Genomic DNA, 20,296 nt, shown 5'->3' with positions numbered 1-20,296 from the left:
CCAGAATAAGAGCGCATTGAGAAATTAGCCGAGATTGATACACAATAATTTGCGTAGTATGTCACAGTCTTTGGGATTGTAAACGACCATTTCTATAGATTTGTCAGTATGTTAGCTAGATCAACAAACGGTAGCGGGCAATATTCACGCTCTATTATCGATAGAGCGTGAATATCTAGAGGCTGGTGTAAGAGTGGTAAACAGAAATTAAAGCAGATTATAAAAACTAATCGCGATTAACGCTTGTTCTTCAGGTAACGCTTACGACGCTCTTCTTTTTTCTTAATCTGTTGTTCCGCTTTCAGCGCAGCCGCTTCTTCAACTTCGATCAGCTCTTGTGTGATCATTTCTGGCAACTCAAGCGTTACCTTACCTAAAGTGCCATTACGCAATTCGTGAAGCAGGATTTCTGAACATTTGTGAATGTCGATATGACCACCGGCACGAAGTGCACCACGCTTACGGCCAATCGCTTCCATCAGTTCGATGTCAGACTCAGGCAGCTCTTCAATTTGGTAGCGCTCTTGCAAAAGGTTAGGGTACTGTTTTGCTAGGTACTCTACTGTGTAAAATGCCACTTCATCGTATTCCATTGCTGTATCTTTTACAGCACCTGTTGCAGCCAAGCGGAAGCCACTGTGTGGGTTTTCTACTTTAGGCCAAAGGATTCCTGGAGTATCTGAAAGGATCACGCCATTTTGCAGATTGATACGTTGTTGGCGACGAGTTACCGCAGGTTGGTTACCAGTAACCGCAATCGTACGTCCAGCCAAGCAGTTGATGATGGTCGATTTACCCACGTTCGGGATACCCATGATCATTGTACGAATGTTTTTGCCCATCTGTTCACGGTGCGGTGCCAGTTTACGTACCAGCTCCATAACGTGGTTAACTTCTTCTTTTACGCTAGTCGTAATCGCAATCGCTTTAACGCCTTGCTCCTTCTCGAAGTGCTCAATCCAACGTTGAGTCAGTTCAGGATCTGCAAGGTCACGCTTGTTCAGCACTTTTACACAAGGCTTATCGCCGCGCAGTGAAGAGATCATTGGGTTTTCACTACTGAACGGGATACGAGCGTCCAGTACTTCGATGATCACATCAACTTGTGGGATAACTTCTTCGATTTCTTTGCGGGCTTTATGCATGTGACCCGGAAACCATTGAATAGACATAGAGATAAACCTTGATAAATATATTTGCTGCACATTGTAAGGGTTCGTTAGGGCGTGTAAAGCGCTATGTTGCCCTAGATTAATCAGAGTGAAAGTCCTTACAGGCAATATTATTGCAGTGAGCGATTGTAAGGGGCGCATACGTAGAGATTTCAAATGCTGTAATCCATCTAGCAGGCATTTGATTTAACAGTTGATGATTTGAAATGGATTCGGCGAAAAGTAAGTTTTTGTGTGTCGCCAATTGTTGAAAGATAAAATACTATTGCATTGAGTGTTTTATCTCGAAGATCCGACTGGAGACATAATCCTATGGGGTTATGTCTGTGGTTGATTTGATTGAACGAGATTTTTCATCAACTGTTTACGTTCTGCTTGAGCGATATAAATGAATTGGTTGTTATAACTTCTGTCTGTATTGATATATTGTTCGAAGTTAACTGGTACTCCAGCAACCGAAAGCTCTAAATGCAAGTGAGGTCCAGTTGTTCGGCCTGAATTCCCAGTAAGACCGATTATCTGACCTTTAGTGATGTATTCCCCAGCTAAGACATGTCTTTCTGAAAGATGAAGGTAGCGCGCATAGTTTCCATCAGTGTGTTTTATGGTTAAGTAGTTACCTGCGAAACGGTTATATCGAGACTTCAAAACGACACCGTTGGACAACGAATGAATCTCTGTGCCAATAGGTGTCGCGTAATCCGTTCCAAAATGAGGTGCAATTCGATTCGTTATAGGGTGTTTCCTGTTTAAATCGAATGATGAACTCACTCGATAATGCTTAGCAAGAGGGAATACATAGTCATTGTTTATTTTATATCCATTTTCGTTATAGATATTATCATCCGCCCCTCTCATAGCAAAAAATTCTATATCACTACCTAAATAGTAAAAAGCACTGACATATTCTGTTTTTGTACCATCATGTTGGGTTTTTATTGAAAACTTATCACCGTTGTTAACTGATTTAATAATGTCAAAATTATCACCTAATAGACTCAATAGTGATTTTAATTCATTGTTCGTCAAACCAGAGGATAGTATAGAACTGACAAAAGAGTATTTCACAACCCCTGAAACCATTTCAGATGTCGGAGCTGGGGTTGGAATATGAATGCTTTTGGGCTTGGCTATTTTAGGTGCCTGTTTTTTATCAGTATTTGAATGATTGTAGCTTAGCGATATGGCTGTTGAAACGATCAAAAAAACCATCAAAAGGCCAAAGGAAAGGGTACGGCGACTTAAATGGCTATTTATTTTCAAATACATAAATTATCAATAAAATTCGGTTAATGGATAAAAATAAGAATTAGATCATAATATTTATTTGTTTTTTTTGCATGTTATTTTAGTTCATTCCTTCGTAATGACTAGCTAAAGGTATAGGGTGTGTTTTTAGAGAGATAAAAAACAAACATTTCACCTTTTGATTTAGCTAAACTGTACTTTATAAGTAGTTATTATGTCATGTTGAGAAAATCTTAGACGATAATATAATCGCGGAAAAATATACTCTGCCAGAAAACTATGTTCACTAAAAATACGTTGAAATCAACATTAGGTCTTATTGTTACGTCGCTTATCTTAAGCGCATGTGGCGGTGGGGAAGGCGGAGGTGATAACACCCCGCCAGCAAGGAATACCGGAAGCATCTCAGGTAACGTTTTTGACGCTCCTGTGAGCGGTGCGAAAATTGAGGTGTTTGAATACAAGGATGGAAACCTAGGTAGGAAGTTAGCAAGTACGAGTTCCGATGCTTTTGGTGACTACAAGGTTGAATTTGAATCTTCATCGATGCCACTTTTCATCGTAGCTAAAGAAGGCAGTTATACCGATCCCTTAACGAAAAATACAGTGTCTGTCAGTAACGGCAAAACACTGCGTTTAGAAGCCATGCTCAATTACAAAGAAGGGCGTGATCAAAACTTAATGCTGACCCCTTTGACGAACATCGTTTCAGGCTTAACTCAATACAAAGTAGGCAGGGGAGTGTCAGACTCTACTGCTATATCGGAATCACTAAATAGCATTAACGATATGTATGGTTTCGATGTCAATGAAACTACTCCGATAGACATAACCAAAGGTGGTCAAAGTAGTTTTGCTACATCCGGTCACCAATATGGTGCTTTGTTAACCGCTTATTCTTCTTATTCGTACGACCTAATTCAAAAATACGGTGATACTCAGAGTAATATTTACACATCGATGCATTTGGCTGATATCCAATATCGAGATGTCATTGCCGATGGTCTTCTTGATGGGCTGGAAATAAGTACTGTGTCGGGAGGGGTAACCCCTTTAACCTTCGGTCAACAAAAAGTCTCTAGTGATATTTACACTCACGATTTGGCACAGCATGTTCTAATTGTCGTCAATGATCCTAACTTAAATATTTCAGGAACAGACGCAGACGACTATGTTGAGTTTAGCCGTAAGATTAATGACCAAGGCACCAATAGCGGTACTGGCGGTGTGATCCCACCTCGCGACGAAACCGAAATTGATACCGAAGCGCCTACAGTGTCTAGAACAGACAGTGATGTATTGGTAAGCCTCGATAAAGTGGATATTAAGCTCAATGATGAAATTGGTGTTCAAGGTGTCTCAGCGTACCTTGAATACCAACTGGACGGTGTCTGGTCTCTCGAGAGTCAGTGTGACGATGAACAAACTGCGGGTAGTGAGTTTTGTTTCTTGGAATTCGACGGCTTTGAATCTGGTCTTAGAGAAACAAGTATTAAAGTAAGTGTAGACACAAAAGCCATTGACGCGGTAGAAGTTGATTCGGATACGGGACTCTCAAATGTAACTGCGGCACGTTTGGTTTTTTATACGACTGACGTCTTAGGTAACGAATTAGTTCAAGGGCGAGATGTTGGCCATTATGTAAACTTTGAATGGGACAACAATGCGCCGGTAATTGAAGTAACCTCGGCTAGTTCTATAAACAACAGTGCAAAAGAGTATGTGCTTAAAGGCACTGTAAAAGAAGACTCGCAAGAGATTGATTCGGTAACGGTTTCATTTAAAGGCGGTTTAGATGATAGCGTTTCTTGTGGTCATATAACTTTAGAGTCAGGCAGTGCCTGTGAATTCAGTAAGGGATATTCAACCGATGAATTCGTATCGATAACAACATTTGAAATTAAAGCCACCGATAGCAACGGGAATATTGGTAAGGAAGTTCACGAAGTCGTTCGTGATGATCAAGCGCCGGCGCAAGTGATTAGCTACCCAGAGAATGCTCCAATGAATTATGTCAACGTTAGTGTTGATGGGGAACGCGTAACTAAAGAAGATGTTTATACGCAAGACACCTACACATCAGAAACGGTTCAATCCACTCGTGATTATTTGAAGATTGATTACATTTACGCGAGCAAGGGGATTTTAAACTCAATTCCCGATGTCGATTTTAGTGACTTTAATGTCAACGACCTCAAAGATAACAAAATTCCATATGTTCGTGTCAGAGTCTCAGATGGCAACGGGGATATGGGGTTAGGATCTAGTGCCGACAAACTTAAGCTAGTTGTTAAGTATTTAGTAAGCGCAAACAATGATAATAACTACGTGCTTCAGAAGGTAACCGATACCGTAGCCTCTGCCGCTAACATACCCCACGAAACTATCTCTGATACTGAAGGACACGTAAATGAGGTTATCTATTATGTTCCTTTTGTAAAAGAAATACTTGGTGACAACTTCGATTCGACGTCCGAGAACAGCAGTCAAAAACTAGTGATTCAAACTATTGACGAGTCTGAAAATGAAAGTGCTGAGCAAGAAGTTTATTTTCGTAGTAGCTTCGACTTGCCGACAATGACGATCGTTACTCCATTTATCGGGGCTAGTGTGCAATTGGAGGGATTAAACTCGAAGGGAGAGTTTACCTCGCTAGGAAGATGTACCACGATTCAGCACTTAGAAAGTGATGGAACAAATAAAGCACTCGATGTTGCTGGATGTGAAACAACAACTGATGTAGTTAACTACGACTTTATGCGAGTGCGGTTAATCGGTATTGATGGTAATACGCAACCGTATTACTACAAGTGGGAGAGTGATCCAGGTACACAATCAGAACAAGTGAACCTAAATAGCGCGAATATAGGTGCCTACTTTAAACTTAATGGTTCTAAGACTTTTTATATTACCGAGCTAGCAACATACCAAACCGGACTGTTTGACTCTCAATGGAATCAAGTTGAAGCTGGAAACAAGACTCCAGAGAATGCCGCACGAATTTTAGACGACGTACAATATGCTCTCGCTGGTGGAAGCGATTCATTCTTTGGTTTCGACCCAACGATCGTTTCGTATGCAACGAATGAAATATTGAAAGGTGCTATTCCGGAAAAACTGCCTAATAATTATATTCATCGGTTTTTAGTAGAAGCGATTTATGACATTACCCAAATAAACAATATGCTACTAAGTAACTCTGTTGATTTTGCTTCCGCTATCTATGATGACTTGCAGTACGATGGCCAAGCTAACGGTATTGGTAGTGGGGGTGAAAAAATAGTTCTAGATTCATATGAATTTAGCTCAAAGTCTTACCGTAATGACTTAGCGCAATCATACTATAACATTATGACTGAAAAGTATGGTGTAGCAGCTAACCTAGCTCAGCGATACGCCGATCAGATATCAATGGCGAACCCAAGCCTCGATGGCGAACAGATTATAGACGGTGATGGCGAAAGTATTGATAAATCACCGCCTCAACCTTCGCTAAGTATCGAAAATGGCCGAGAAACATGGGTTGGAAATAAACGGTACGTTGCTGGTGTTTTAGATTCACGGATTATTTTGGAAGATCCGTCAGGCATTGTCGTGGAAGAAGGCAGTCAGCCATTATTTGTTACAGTGTGGTATAAGAAAACTGAACCGAATACGGAAATCCCAATTGATCTGAATATTCGAGAGTCAGGTGGTGATAATTATAAAAAAGAGTATTTATTTACCCTTAATACCGAGTCTTCAAATCTCAAAGGGATTGTCGAGTTTGCACTTGTGACCAGTGCAATGGATGAGCATGGAAATAGCTATGGTTACAATGGAGAGGAACCACATACGGAAACTTTGTATGTGGATAATGATTATCCTTTAGCGACTTATATTCCCCCGAGCGATGGTAATGGTGATCCGATTGACGAAAATGTCTATTTGAACACCAATTATGTTCAAGAACTCACTTTCAACATTGACGATATTGTAGGAGACAAATTGGACGAGCGAGGGCTCACTTTCTACAACTCGGCAACCGGTGTTACTAATGATTATGACGCTAACTCACATTTTTCAAGTAATACAGAGGATCATTTTAAGGTAAAACTATGCTCTGGAGACAAATGTAGCAGTCAAGGTAATATTATTAGTCCAGAAGATGGTAATTGGGTGGTGTATGTTAATGCTGAAGACAATCTGTCTAATATAGTTAACCGCCAGACGACCAATGCCCCTCAATTTAGTGTATTACTTGATTCAAAAGGTCCGGTAGTAAACGGATCTAAAATTATTAACCACTTAGGTGGTAATACTAGCTGGGTACCTGATATTACTTGGAGCTTGAGTCCAGGGAGTTTGGTTGAAGTCGATATGAAGTCAGAGTCTGGCAGGCGTTTCACTTTGCAACATTACGAAACAGAACCTGAAGAGAGTACTGAGCCGTATCTATTAGGCATGCAGCCTAACGTAGAGGTGAGACTAGTTGCGGAGGCATTTAAATATAATGAGAAAAACTTCTTCTACGTAACAGCAACAGACAGTTCTTTTCCATCGGGAACACACAGTGGTGAATTTGAATTCTTGGTCGACAACAAGGGACCAGTAATTGAATTAGCTGACCCTTGGGTTTTAGACACTAATTCAGGTGAAAGCTATGTTCTTGGTACCGCATTTACTGTAAAGCTTACATCAGTATCTGACGACTCTGATGTATCTAAGGTTGAACTTTGGCAACAAGGTCAAAACGCTGCAATACGTTCAATTGACCCCAAAGATCCAACGCAGCCCTTTGATATCGAAATTACAGAAACGCAAAGTGACACTATAGTGATTGGCGAAGACAGAAAGGCTAACCTGTACCTCAAAGCCCTAGACGAATATGGGTTTGAATCTGAAACAGAAATTAGAACTGTTCTGCTAGATCGTGAAGGCCCATCACTAAAGTTAAATGCGTTTGATCCGGAAAGTTTCTATCTTGGTGATTATGTATTCAATCTTTCAGCCCAAGATTTAAATGATAGGGGAACACCATCATCAGACGGTGTTAACAATGAAACATTAGAGTATTGGACTTTCAAAGAAAACCCCTCTGATGCAAGCACCTTAGTTGGTGAAGATATGAAGATTCCTTTAAGAGGTGAAAACGATGGTGATAGTGCGATTCGCACTATCAGATTAGGTGGTTCCGACATTAGAGGGAATACGACAAGCATAGATTATGTGGTTAAAGTTCAAAACTCAAAGCCCACTATTAACTCGGTTACTTTCACATATGAAGATGGCACGCCAGTTTCTTCTGGTGGCCAGATACAAATTACTCGTGTTGAACCTGTAATTATAAGTATTGATGCTGAAGATGAGAGCGGGATCCCGCTAGTTGAAGGTACTTATAAATATGGGGAACAAACCAACAATATCTCATTTTCTCAGAAAGGTGGCCTTTGGGAAGCTAGGTTGACAGAGGCAGATCTAACGGAAGATGGTGCCTATCAGTTGGAATTCAAAGTATATAATAACGTTCGCTATAGCTCTGAACAAGAAAGGCCTGTTTCCGAACGGTCAGAAAGTATCAATGTGCAACGTCAAGGTGTTGCTCTGTCAATCGTAAAACCGACTGACTTCCAAAGTCATATATCGGGAAGTACCCTTAATGTTGAATTTGGCCCAGCGGGAGAGGTAAAAGCAAGAACATTAGAATGTTGGGTGAGAGAGAATTACACCTCAGACGGTGTGCCGGAAGATGGTTCGAACAATGCTTATTCAGGTGTTATAACTAATCCTCAAGAAAATTATAAGTGTAGCATTACAACTGATGTGAATATGTCTGTTTTACCTGTTGTTTTGATAACGAAAACAGTCGGAACGAATGATACTGAAACAGTCAATAAATTCAGCTTTGATATGATGGATATCGATGCCCCGACGGTTGAACAAGACACATATCAATTTACTGGCAATGACGTTGGTTTGAATGCCGAAGGTAAGAAAGTTCTGAGCTTAACATTGAGCTTCAAAGACAATCTTTCTGGTTTGGATATTAGTGATGGTAACGAACCGTTATTGGTAAGAAATCGATTAAATGTGTCTTTTGAACCAAATAGTTGTAGCTCTAAATTGGGTATAACGACATGTACGTATACCGAGTTGTATGCCGATATCCTCTCTCCGGGGGCGTTACAGCACTTATACACGATTAAGAACTTGTCTGATGTCGCCGGAAACTTAAGTTCGGATCATGCGTTAGAATTATTGCTTCCAGCCCAAGGCGATTTAGAAATCGCTATTACCAGCCCTGCTGAAGATACTATTATTCGAGGTGAGACCCTTGAAATGAAATTCAAGGTGAAGGTTGGACAAAATTCTGATCTTGAAAATGTCGTCGCAACTCTAGATGGTGCGTCATATAATTTGAATGATAACCCAGAGAACTTTGGCCCTTTCACTAAGTGTGAGGATGACTATTCTTGCTCGACGTTTACCGCGCCATTAGATGACAAACTAGATGGTCAATTTATTAAGCCTAAAATTCAAATTATTGATGTATGGGGAGAGTCTATAAGCGATGAAGTCAGCGTAATGGTCGATAATAGCCTACCAAATGTTGACGACACTGTATCCCTCAATGAATCTCCGGATGATTCTAGCTTAGTTAGATTTCAGTTTTCTGTGTGGGATGAAGGTAGCGGTATAGCAAAGGTTAAGTACACAATAGTTAATCCTAAATATGTATTTGATAAAGATGACATTGGCGACAATTCACACCTTTATTTTGATCTTCCAAAAACTGAGTTAGAAGAGTTGAATTCGATACGAGTCAATGTCGAAGCAACTGACAATGTAGGTTGGACTCAAAATAAGACGATTGATATTGACATTAGGATACCAACTATTGATTTGGCTTTTGATGGAATAACGAGTTTACAAGGGGGTAAGCTTGCTTTTACTAATGATAGCCAAGCGTTCACCATTACCTCTGAAGAGGGAGAGGATGTAAAGGCTGCTTCCTATGCTATAGATTTGGTTCCAGTTTCAGGTAACACGATTAAGTTTTCTGGGAAAATAGCCTCTTCAACAGCTTCAGATACGATGACTTTTGATATCGATGCTCAAGCTGAGTATATGCAAAAAGTAACCGTAACCGATTCTATCGGGCGAGTTATTATTGACTTTAATGTGCTCAACAAGACTTACGATGCTGAAGGCATCGCATCCATTGTTGATTACCAAGCACCGGTCATTTCAAGTATCACCAGTACTCAGGATTCGATGATTCCAGAGGAAGGGCTATATTATTTGGATGTAAGAGCATACGTCTTCGATAAAAATCTAAGCAGTGTTGGTTCTACTGCGGAAAACGGTACCGATGCCCCGGTAAACCCACAATCAATTGAAGAACCGACCAAAGACGGTGACCCTTACTTGATACGTTATCTTTTATCTCCTGGCGATTATCTAATAACGGTAACAGCAGACGATTTAGTTGAACACAAGACCGAGAAGTCACTAAATGCAAAAGTTGAAGCTGCAAGTATTCCTGAGTTAACAATATCAACGATAGCGTTAATGCCTTTGGCTGGTGGAGTCGAAATTCCTATTTCATTTACCTTTACTGAAGAGGTTAATAAGTTTGAATTTTCAGATGTCGAAATTAAAGCAGATGATGACAATGATATAGGCGCGCTGAAGCAAGCATCATGGAGTACAACAGACAATATAACTTGGTCGGTCAATTACATAACGCCTGAAAAACAGAACAAAAACATAACCATACGAGTCGGTGATAATAGTTACGAAAGCGTAAATACTATCCCCGGTACAGGGGATAGTTTGGTTTTGGGGATTGAGGGTGTGTTACCAACCCTGTCTAGCGTGACATTTGATCCAATGCATCAGCAAGTAGGCAAAGATGTACAAGTAGCCCTTGAATTTGATAAGGAATTACAAGAAGTAACGGCCATGCTTGGTGGTAATCAAATCAACTCACTAACTGCTACGGCTGATAAGAAAGTTTGGAAGGGTAACGTTCGAGTGCCTGATACTAATGAATTAACAGTGGCTTTGATTACAGAGCAATACAAAGACCTAGTGGGTAATGTGGGCACGCAAGACAGCACACACTCGCTGCCTATCACGCCAACGTTGGACATCACACCGGTGGGCAGTGTGGACGGCAGCAATGCCGCGAACTTGGCCTTCTCAGGCACCTCGACCCGTTTTGATGGTCAAGAGCTTCGCCTGGCAGTGAAAGCGCAAGACAATGAGACGGTATTGAAAAATGGCGTTACGACCGTAGCAAGCGGTGGGGCTTGGAGCAGTACGGTGGACACCAGCGATCAACCGAACGGCAGCTACACCGTCATTGTGACGGGCACCAACACTTCAGGCGTGCAAGTAAGCGAAAGCGCAAGCTTTACGCTCGCGCAAGCGGTACCGACGTTAACGAGCGTGACGTTTAACCCAACACACCAAGCGATAGGTCAAAGCGTATCGGTCAGTCTTAAGTTCGATAAAGCGCTGCAAGCGGCCAGTGCTGAGTTGGGTGGCAAGGACATCCCGCTGACGCAGAGTGCGGACGCCAGCGTGTGGACGGGCAATGTCGATGTATTAGTCGCGACGTCGTCTGATTTGACGGTGGATTTGGTGGTCAAAGACTACCAAGACTTATTGGGGAATACCGGTGCAGAAGACAGCACACATTCGCTGCCTATTACGCCAACTATTAGCATCTCTAAGATCAACAGCGGTAACGATGTTAATGAATCAGAGTCACCAACGTTGATACTCGATGGTACTTCGGTTCGTTTTTCTGAAGGAGATAAGTTGAGCCTAAGTGTCACGGATAGTGGGGGAGTTAAAGTTTCAGATGCTGAGGTGCTGGTTGGTGAAAATGGAGTTTGGCAATATGAACTGACTCTTGATCCAATCGAAGGTGGGTCTGTGACGGTGTCACTACATGGTGCCAATGCACTTGGAGCCGATGGCACTTTGGTTGAATCTACATTTACATTAAATAAGGATGTGAACGCTGCAGTGGTCGTAGTGCCAAGTTTATTACGACAACTGCTTATTTACGACAAGGGCACAAAACTAGCAGCGTAACGCTAATCGTTATATGGAAGATTAGACAATGGTCTGCCTATTCGGCAGACCTTTTTGCAAATGTATCTAAGGTTGTTGGAATTTGAGCGTGAAGTTGACTTGATTATTTCTATTATCCTCAACTCGATTAACGAAAATATTGTACAACAGTGACTAATATTGATTAGTTTAGTGATGCTGAGTCATTGAAATGAAAATTATTTTGTTTTTCCTGTTTCATTATTTAGTCATATTTTAAGCCAGATAACTAATATAACTGGTGATGCCATCAGAATGGCAATTGCATAGATATTTTGCATAGTAGTTTTTGGTGTTATCTCTATAAAAGTGCCATCTTGATATTAAGTGCATAATATATATAGTGTTTATATCACATCGTTATTTGATGTGGTGTTCTGCATTTTGGTACTTTAGTACCACCCTTTTAAGCCAATTTAGTGTTCCAAAATAAATCCTATTTATATTGGCTAAGTTTATGTGGGAATTTATTCCCACTTTTTTCTCTTTTACAGATGAGAAAATGCTCAATATAACCTTCTAAATCGATGAAATGCTTCCACCAGATATGTGTGTTTAGTCTAGTTAGTATTTACTTAAGTACGCAATGAAATGATTGTTATGTGACATCCGTTCAAATTGATTTGCCTTTTTAGTTGGTTAGGCGAAATGACTGTTTCTCCTGTTTAATTGGCTTTATTGCTAGTGTTATTGTTTTTGGCCGATACTCCTTCTAATCTATTGAAATTTATAACCATTACGCGTAAAATTTAATTAACCAAATCGTTTTTTAAGCCTTATCAGCTTAGTTATCACCGCAACTATATATACCTGTAGGTTGTGGAGAATCCAAATGCACTTAGTTTGCAAATTTATATCTAGTTCGTCTCTCAGTACGAACGACCTTCAATATGTCTTAACACCGGATGAGTGTATTGGGCTATTTTCGCGTGTGCGCACCCCTAAAGACATCTTGGCTCAATTACCAAGCACTCTGCTTCAGCAGATTACTGCGTCGGCTAAAAAAAATGTCCACAACCTGCTCAATGCTATTCGAGTAGAACTTGTAAAAGCGAACTGGGTTTGTCTTTCATCCAATGTGAGACGTAGTCCACTAACGAGTAAGCAGCTAGCAAATTTCCCCCGACTGAAGTTACATGTCGATCGGGTGAGCAATAGTACTGCAGAGCGCGTTCATAAAGCTAACTACCAGCAAGTTGTCGATGATGTACCTTTGGCACGTCACTGCAGCTTCTCGCCGGTTGAACCTTCCCCAGAGCATAAAATCGTTGTCGAGTTTGCAGGGCAGTGGTCGAGTAATGCCGGCTGCCTGATGTTAGGAACTACCGATACTCAAAAAGAAAAAGTGACGGTAGGTAAGCCAGATCGAGAAAATAAACACCGAAGCCTCGCGACATTTAAAGATCTTGAAGTAGAGGGGAAAACGCTCTATATCAAAATTCCTTGTTCTGACCAGCCTCAGCCGATTTTGCTTAAATTAACCGAAGACCTGCAACCCGTTGATAAAGTGACTCAGATGGATGAGTGGGATAACGTGTTGGTGCCGGTGGTTCCTGTTCATAAAGGTGATTCAGGGTATGTATCGATTGATCGTGGTTACGTTTATGTCGTTTGGCAATCAGAAGTTTGGAGAGAAATCCAAATTCAAAATGACGGACGCTTTTCTGATATCGATCTATCACTCTACCAAAGCACTAAGTCCTCGCCTCAAAGATCGGTCGATATCAGCTTATATGATGAAGACTCCGAAGCATTTCTGTCAGGGGAAGCGTTTCAGTTGTACCAAGACGGTAAAAAAGTCTATGAGGGTGTGTTGGACGAATACGCTTGCGCCCGTATTTTTGGTCTTACTGCAGAAGAAGTTGAGGTAGTGGTCGCTGATTGGCCTAACGAAGGCGAAACATACACAGAATTACTTCAAACCGAATTGAGTCCATTTAAGGCTGGAAGTAAAACAAAGAGAGAGCCAATTGGTGTTCCTTTGCCTCATATTTGGCTTCCATACAAAATAAACGGGAGTGTACAAAGTGATATTGCTCTTTATTATTCTCGGGCTCAACTCAATACTCAGCAACTCAATGAACTAAAGAGCGGGAATAATGAAAAAGCGGTTAAAGTAGATCTGAGTGATTATTCTTCTGCTCACAACTTTGATGCGAGCTCCGAACCTGTGATTTCGCTGCCGAATCTCGATACTCAAGTGCCAAGCAAATCAGATTACAATATTGTCAGTCAAAAAGAGCAGGGTGTTGCTGCTGCTGTTGTTAACTCCCCAAGTGAAGGCATTGTAATCACGTATAAAAGTAACCCTCAGTGCGATCAACCGGATGATTATTTCCAACTGACGTGTGTTGATGAAACATGGAGCCAAAAGATTTTTTTGCGCGAGGCTGAGTTTGTGGATCAGTATTGTAAAGAAGTCGTGTTTAGTGGTTGGTTACCAGAAGTTAAAAGGGTCAATCTAACCCGTCATTGCCGATCTCATAACTCAGATAAAACGGTCTTAATGTCAGTAATTTATCAAGACATTGAACTCACGGAACTATTATAAAATGAAACGAACAACGTTAAGTATCACGCTCCTTTCGACAGTTATTTTATTAACAGGCTGTGGTGAAGAAAGTAATCAAACTTCGAATACTGCAACAACACAATCCGTAGAAAAAGAACCTGCTCAGAAGGCTTGTTACGATGTTGGTGAAACAACGTCTCTCGAACGCAAAGATGTAACAGGGCCACGCTGCCAATGGCAAAGTGAGCACAACTTTATTGTTTACTCTGAAGATCTGTCCAAGCCAGAATACCCAGGTACACTTCCCGTAAAACCAGGCTATGCCGTTCGTCGAGCAAAAGAGTGGCCCCGTGAAGATTTGTCTGATGCGAGCTCTTATGACAAACCTCGAATTCAGTTTTGGTGGAATAATGTCAGCTCTCGAGACCCTCTCGTAAATGATTACGAAAATGGCTACAAAATTTGGAGCGTGAAAATTGATGGGACAGATTTACGTTTAGTTACGGATGATATGCCAAGTATGGCGTCACCTCAGACCTTTATGATGAGTCGCTCACCCAATAATCGTTATGTGGCATATGCTTACAGTTATGGTGAGCCTCTGATAAAAGCGATCTTTGACTTAAAAACGCAGCAGACCATTCAACTGGGCAGTGCGCGTACCAAGCCTTATTTGGTCTGGGCGGACGACTCTAGCTACATCTATTTCTCAGACGGTTTTAAGCGCTTTAAATACACACTCTCGACAGGAGTCAAGGAAGAAGTCGATGTCGACATTTCAGAATCTACGGTCATTGTTGACGGTAAGCTCATTTATGTCGGTGATTTGGGAGTGGTGGTTTTCGATGCCAAGACTTTAAAAATGCTATATAAAATTTTCCCTGAGGACGAATTTAAGCCAGAAAAAACGATTAAGGAACGTGTTTATGTACAAACTGCTATCAGCCCTAATGGAAAATACGTGTGGGCAGTAAACTCGTACCGCAAAGTGTTGATCAACGTTGAGGATAAAACTTGGCTTTCGTTTTCTAGAGAAGGCGATGAAAAGAAAGTTTATGCTAAAGTGGGCAATATCAGTAACAACGGCAATGAAACACAAGTAGGGGCGGCAATAATAACCATAAGACGTTATGGGGCAGATCACCGTTATGAAATGAATGGAAATGGTGCTCAGTCATGGAAGGTGATTCAATCAGGTCAAAACACGATAACACCAGTGTTATATAATGCCGATGCTAATTATGGACGCTTTCTGGAGGTAGATAACGATGAGTAATGACTTTAAATATTTACCAACAGATATCTATTTGTTCGGTGTTGAGTATCCTACCGTTGATGGTAAAAAAGGCTCTGAGTATGTTGATGTAAATTCAGGCGATAACTTGGCTGTGATTGAGTCGTTAAAAAATATCCGTCCTATGTCACGGCTTCCCATTGCTAAAAATTTAGGTGAGGAAAGCGCTGCTCTTTGGGCGACAGACGATTTAGGCCGTTTACATGTACTGGGCGATTCTATTCAGAAAAACCAAAAAACCAATATCAATCAGGTTTTGGCACTGCGTTCGCCAGTACATGAGTTAGCGCAGAAGACGTACAAGCTGTCTTTTCCCGAATGGTCAATGCTTACAGAGTTGGCGATTGGTGCACAGAGTAAGGCTCGCCCAATCAAAAAGGCGTGCGCAGACCTCGCTTCTATTTTAGAAAAGCTAAAGGGGTATGGCGGTGATCAAACGCTGAACTCACTAGAAAAAAAAGTGGAATACGCTGTCACAGAAGTAAAGCGTTCACAACTCGCGCCTAAATATGAAGCAGGCACTCAAGCACTAAATGATGAGCAAGTTACATATAACAAATGGTATGACTCTGTACCTAAAGATAAGCCCATTCGTGGTTTCATCGTGCCAACTTTTTCATTTCTCGCTGTAGCGTTTTCAACCGATGATTATGACCTCGCTATTGTTGATGTAAAGCGTTTCGACGAAACAACGAGTACACACAAAAGCTTACAAGAAAAGGACGTTATAACGCAGGCTAAACTTGATAAAATTAGTGGTTCGCATCGCCCAATAGCCTTGTTTCCTCTGTCGTCAGAGGTTTTTACTGATGGCATGTACACCATTGAAGTGGTTTTCGACCGAGAGTCTGCAGATAAAATTCCCGAATTTGCCCAGAATGCCACTAATGTAACCAAAGAGTATGATGAGTTTGGACTTATCTCCAGAGTCACCTACGAGCTACGAGAGTACATCACGCTTAGCCAAACGACACCGTTTGGTAAGATCGCGGTTGTTGCGGGCGACATGATCTCACTTGAAGAGTCTTTGATATACCAATTTCCTACGCAGTTTAAAGCCCTACAAGCCTTCCGAATGGGAGAGCTTGAAAACCTAGAGAATAGCGGAACGACGGCGAGTATGAGTGCTGCGTTGTGGGAGGTTGGCACAAAAGTTACACCAAGTTTGGTTAATGCTGGCATTAATATTCATCAAAATCCATCAAGTAAACATGACGTGATTGGGAGTTTAGCAAACACGTTTTGGGGACAAGTAGACAAGGGCACGTTACCCCCAGCCATGATTTCTGCATTGGAATTTTCATTTGGGGTGTCGGCTACCACAGCAGCTTACCAAGCTCTTCAAGATTTACGCCAAGCGGCATCGGAATCCGAGCGTGCAGCACAAGTGGGTTTAAAAGCGCTTCTCAAAGAGAAAGGGTTTGATAAAAGTAAGTTCTTTACCAAGGTTATTGAACCTGCGAGAAATGGTAGTGCCCACGTTGTGGCGGGGAGTGCTGCAAGAACTTGGTTGACAGGTAACGGCAGTATCAAAAGCTTTTTGTCGCCCTTTGCTGGTGCAGGGCTCAATGCAATCAACACCTTCTATGAGATAAAAGAGATCACTGACAAAAGCGAGCAATTACGCTTAGCAGAAGAGAAAGCTAAACTCAGGAAAAGTTATTTTGAGCAGGTATCACGCGATTATCTGAACTGGGTACCAGTCTGGAAAGAAAGTCTGAAGAGTGGGGAATTACTACTTAAGCAAATCATAGATAAGTTAGGCGACAATGTAACGTTTACTGACGTCATTCCTAATGACGTTGCTGAAGACAGTGCAATGTTTGTTAAAGACCATAAAGGTGCTGGTTTACGCTTGGTTTTTCCTTTTGATAACAACCAGGTTCAAGCCCCGCACTTGTCATATTTGGCTGCTGTCGATAAAGAATTATCTAAGATTCCAAATGCCGTTGTTGAAATCGAAGGGCATGCCTGTCAAAACGGTGATTCAGAATATAACCAAAACCTTTCGCAACAGCGAGCGCAGCATGTTGCTGAGTTCTTTTCTTCAGTCAGTGATATTCGATTTTTTGGCGAACGTCGACCAATAGTCGAGGTACCAAACAACGAAATCAAACGCGAAAACGCGCAACTTAATATTAACCGACGTGTTGAAGTTCGAATCTACTTACAAGAGTTTGCGGCGAGAATTCCACCGAGTCGACTCGGCTTTAAGGCTATGGAGCAAGCGCGTTTAGCTCAGTTAAATGCGAACTTGGGAGAAGAAGCAATTGCAAAAGAGCTCAAGCTAGCTATCTTCGAGATGATCGTTGGTATGGCTTGTTATGTTCCGATAATAGGACAGGCAGCAAGAGGCTTTTTCGTTGTCAAAGAAGGCGGGAAAATGCTGATGAGTGGCGCCCAGTTGCTAGACTCTGCGCTCTTCGATTATTACTTGTCTTCCTACAACGAAGTTAGAAAAAGCATATCTGCAATTGAACAACTTAGCCATGAAACCACAGAGATTATTGATTCATTGGCTGAAATTAATACTCAATTGACCGAGATGTATTTTACGTCTTCAGAGGCGTTAGTCGAGCACCTAGGAAAAGCTACGGGTGCAAAGGAGTTGATTAAGCGCTATCAACGCCGTGCACTTGCTATTAATGGTTTGGTGCTTTTGATTCAGAGAGCTTGTGCTGAGGGCGAACAAGAGTTCACAGAACAGTGGCGAATATTAGCTATCGATGAATACATTCAGCGATATATCGAAACCGACGGCTGGATATTAAACACAGAGTTAAAAGAAAACTTGTGTAACTTGTGGCTCCAAGAACTCATGCGTCGTGAGGGACACAAGCAATTAGTTGAAAGTTACGGTGAAGAAATCGCTGAACAAATCATCACTCGCAACAAAGCCAACTATATTGCTCCAAAAAGGAAAGATGTTTCTGGGGCGTTTAATGTAGCGTTTCCAGTGCAAGACAAGCTCTATAATCGCGATCAACAACGAGGCTTAGTGGAGTTTGCGACACAGTTTAATGTTGAGTCTAAAAAATTATCAGAAGAGGACCTAGGGTTCGTTAGGTTATTAGTCTCTGAGCCTCATGACAATTCTAAATGGGTCACCTTTGATGATTGGGAGAAGGCACGATTAAAAGCAAATAAAAAGGTGCGATTATCGCCTTTCCACCGTTTGAAGTGGCAAATGGTGTTAGGCAAACAAAGTCTAAAACAGATGACGTCAAATGTGTTTCAGTGTGAGATGTCTTATCAGCGCACTGACGGTTTACTTAATACCAGTGGGCCTAAGTTTAATTTGATGTTCAAACCGATGAAACACGAGGAATTTAGTGTAGACCCCAAAGGCGAGTTGGCCGAATTTTTTGAGGCGGAAAAAGTAGACAGCAAAGTCCTTATTGGTTGTGAGTTTGAGCCGTATTTTTACTTTGGTGATGATGTCTTCTCTGGAGTGAAGCCTTTGATCGCCAAGCATGATTTAGTTGATTATAGTGGCTATTTATCGAAAGTTGCTCTCGGTCCGATTTTTGGGCAAGTGATAAAAATTGACTCCCAACAAGATGTACTCAAAGAATATGTACACAGCGGTGGCTTCAAAAACATGACCTATGAGTTCACTCTATCTGGAAGCAATTATAAGCTACCAGTACGAGTGGACAAAACAGTCGGACGATTTATTACTTCACCTAGACAGATTCCTGTAGGGGTTGATACAAACCATAACCATACACTCTCTGCGAAATCGGGTTTTATAGCGAACGGAAATAGTGTGTCAGAGAAAGACTTGTTAACGCTATATTTTGTCTTACATAGTAAAGTTCATAAAGGCCCGACAAAGCCTATTATCGATGACATCAAGCACAGTGCGATTGCGGTCAACTACGGAAATAAACGACAGTTTATGAACGAGGAGAGTATGTTCACTACTGCGGATGAGCTCAAAGGCTTTGATTGGACTTCGAATAAGTCATTCGCTATGGAAGTTATGCTCATTGGTGGTAAGCACAGAAAAGAGTCGTATCAGGGCCAAAACCTCGAATGGCAGAGTGTTCCAGTTTCACTAAAGCTCTCTACTACTTTTGATAATGAAGCCGTATTCGGCTCTGAAACTACCGCTGGCCCTGAATATCTAAGTAACCTTACTTACATCGGGATACTAAAGAAGGACGGGTCTAAATGGACGTTAAATGACAGTGATGTGATTAACAAAAATATAGACTCAGATTTCGTTTCTGAGGCTTTATCCAACATCGATATGGATGAAGATTTCGATGGTAAGGTAGTCTACGTGTCTCGTTTCGAGTTCGCATTTAAAGCGCTGAACGGTCAAGAAATCAAGGGGCTTCGACCATTTGGACCCGTTGTTTCGACATTTGGTCGATTCCAAGAAGCAGTTCTAAAGGTGTCCTCTCTAGCACAACGCAATACAGCGGAAAAGACGCCGTTCAAACTTGGAAGCTTTGAGATGTCGTTGGACAGGCAGTACAAAAATGTAGATGAATTATCTTATTTTTCTGATTGTGAAGACCCAAGCTATAAAGTTGACAAAGATATGTACATCAACTGGGCAAAACTGAAACCAGCAGAGCGTACCGAGCGTCTGGTAACCTGGATTAGAGACCCCTACTTAGCAACTATCATTGAAGCGTCCATTCTCAATAAATAAAAAAAACCGCCTTAGGGCGGTTTTTATTGTCAATCGGAACTTAATCAATCGATCTGCTCAGTTTGCTCATCCACGGAGCTCAACCCGCCGCAGAAATATCGTATTTCTTCATCTTGTGATTGAGTGTACTTAACGGCAGTGACAGTTGTTCAGCCGCTCGTTTCGTGTGCCAATTACAAGAGTTTAAGCAGTCGATAATCACAGTTCGTTCGTATTGGCTGACCACCTCTTTTAGGCCAACAGCTACATCGTCAGCTCCCAGAAGTTCAGGTTCCAACGTGGGCTGAATTGTCGATGTA

Annotated in this window: 6 protein-coding genes and 1 pseudogene; 4 read left to right on the top strand and 3 right to left on the bottom strand. The window is 41.5% G+C overall.

Features of this window, described 5'->3' with window-relative positions:
- Positions 1 to 236 precede the first annotated feature (236 nt).
- Both ylqF and AB4133_RS09250 read right to left on the bottom strand, forming a co-directional pair.
- A complete protein-coding gene (gene ylqF / locus AB4133_RS09255) occupies positions 237 to 1,172 on the bottom strand; it encodes a ribosome biogenesis GTPase YlqF (RefSeq protein ID WP_029405588.1) in 936 nt (311 codons plus the stop codon).
- 318 nt (positions 1,173 to 1,490) lie between these two features.
- The gene (locus AB4133_RS09250) at positions 1,491 to 2,441 is read right to left on the bottom strand and encodes a peptidoglycan DD-metalloendopeptidase family protein (protein ID WP_017064506.1); all 951 of its coding nucleotides are present in this window, start codon (positions 2,439 to 2,441) and stop codon (positions 1,491 to 1,493) included.
- A 258-nt stretch (positions 2,442 to 2,699) separates the two neighbouring features.
- Between AB4133_RS09250 and AB4133_RS09245 the strand changes: the two genes are divergently transcribed.
- The 4 genes from AB4133_RS09245 to AB4133_RS09230 all read left to right on the top strand — a co-directional run bounded on the left by AB4133_RS09245 (position 2,700) and on the right by AB4133_RS09230 (position 19,997).
- Positions 2,700 to 11,507, top strand: a complete 8,808-nt coding sequence (locus AB4133_RS09245) for a tandem large repeat (RefSeq protein WP_372224260.1) — start codon at positions 2,700 to 2,702, stop codon at positions 11,505 to 11,507.
- 850 nt (positions 11,508 to 12,357) lie between these two features.
- Positions 12,358 to 14,076, top strand: a complete 1,719-nt coding sequence (locus AB4133_RS09240) for a hypothetical protein (RefSeq protein WP_372224259.1) — start codon at positions 12,358 to 12,360, stop codon at positions 14,074 to 14,076.
- Between the two features lies 1 nt (position 14,077).
- Positions 14,078 to 15,313 carry a hypothetical protein gene (locus tag AB4133_RS09235; protein WP_372224258.1) on the top strand — a complete coding sequence of 412 codons (1,236 nt, stop codon included), beginning with the start codon at positions 14,078 to 14,080 and terminating at the stop codon, positions 15,311 to 15,313.
- The gene (locus AB4133_RS09230; protein ID WP_372224257.1) at positions 15,306 to 19,997 is read left to right on the top strand and encodes an OmpA family protein; all 4,692 of its coding nucleotides are present in this window, start codon (positions 15,306 to 15,308) and stop codon (positions 19,995 to 19,997) included. The genes AB4133_RS09235 and AB4133_RS09230 overlap by 8 nt, the downstream gene beginning before the upstream one ends.
- Positions 19,998 to 20,076: 79 nt before the next feature.
- On the opposite strand, the pseudogene AB4133_RS09225 reads toward AB4133_RS09230, so the two are convergent.
- Positions 20,077 to 20,241 (bottom strand): annotated as a pseudogene (locus AB4133_RS09225) (helix-turn-helix domain-containing protein); the annotation flags it as partial.
- Positions 20,242 to 20,296 lie beyond the last annotated feature (55 nt).

This window comes from Vibrio sp. 10N.286.52.F8 (genome assembly GCF_041468745.1).
GTDB classification, from domain to species: Bacteria; Pseudomonadota; Gammaproteobacteria; order Enterobacterales; family Vibrionaceae; genus Vibrio; species Vibrio crassostreae_C.
This window is presented reverse-complemented; position numbering and strand designations above follow the sequence as displayed.

Bases quoted from the DNA above. Each gene is read 5' to 3' on its own strand.
- ylqF (WP_029405588.1), bottom strand. From the start codon at position 1,172: ATGTCTATTCAATGGTTTCCGGGTCACATGCATAAAGCCCGCAAAGAA.
- AB4133_RS09250 (WP_017064506.1), bottom strand. From the start codon at position 2,441: ATGTATTTGAAAATAAATAGCCATTTAAGTCGCCGTACCCTTTCCTTT.
- AB4133_RS09245 (WP_372224260.1), top strand. From the start codon at position 2,700: ATGTTCACTAAAAATACGTTGAAATCAACATTAGGTCTTATTGTTACG.
- AB4133_RS09240 (WP_372224259.1), top strand. From the start codon at position 12,358: ATGCACTTAGTTTGCAAATTTATATCTAGTTCGTCTCTCAGTACGAAC.
- AB4133_RS09235 (WP_372224258.1), top strand. From the start codon at position 14,078: ATGAAACGAACAACGTTAAGTATCACGCTCCTTTCGACAGTTATTTTA.
- AB4133_RS09230 (WP_372224257.1), top strand. From the start codon at position 15,306: ATGAGTAATGACTTTAAATATTTACCAACAGATATCTATTTGTTCGGT.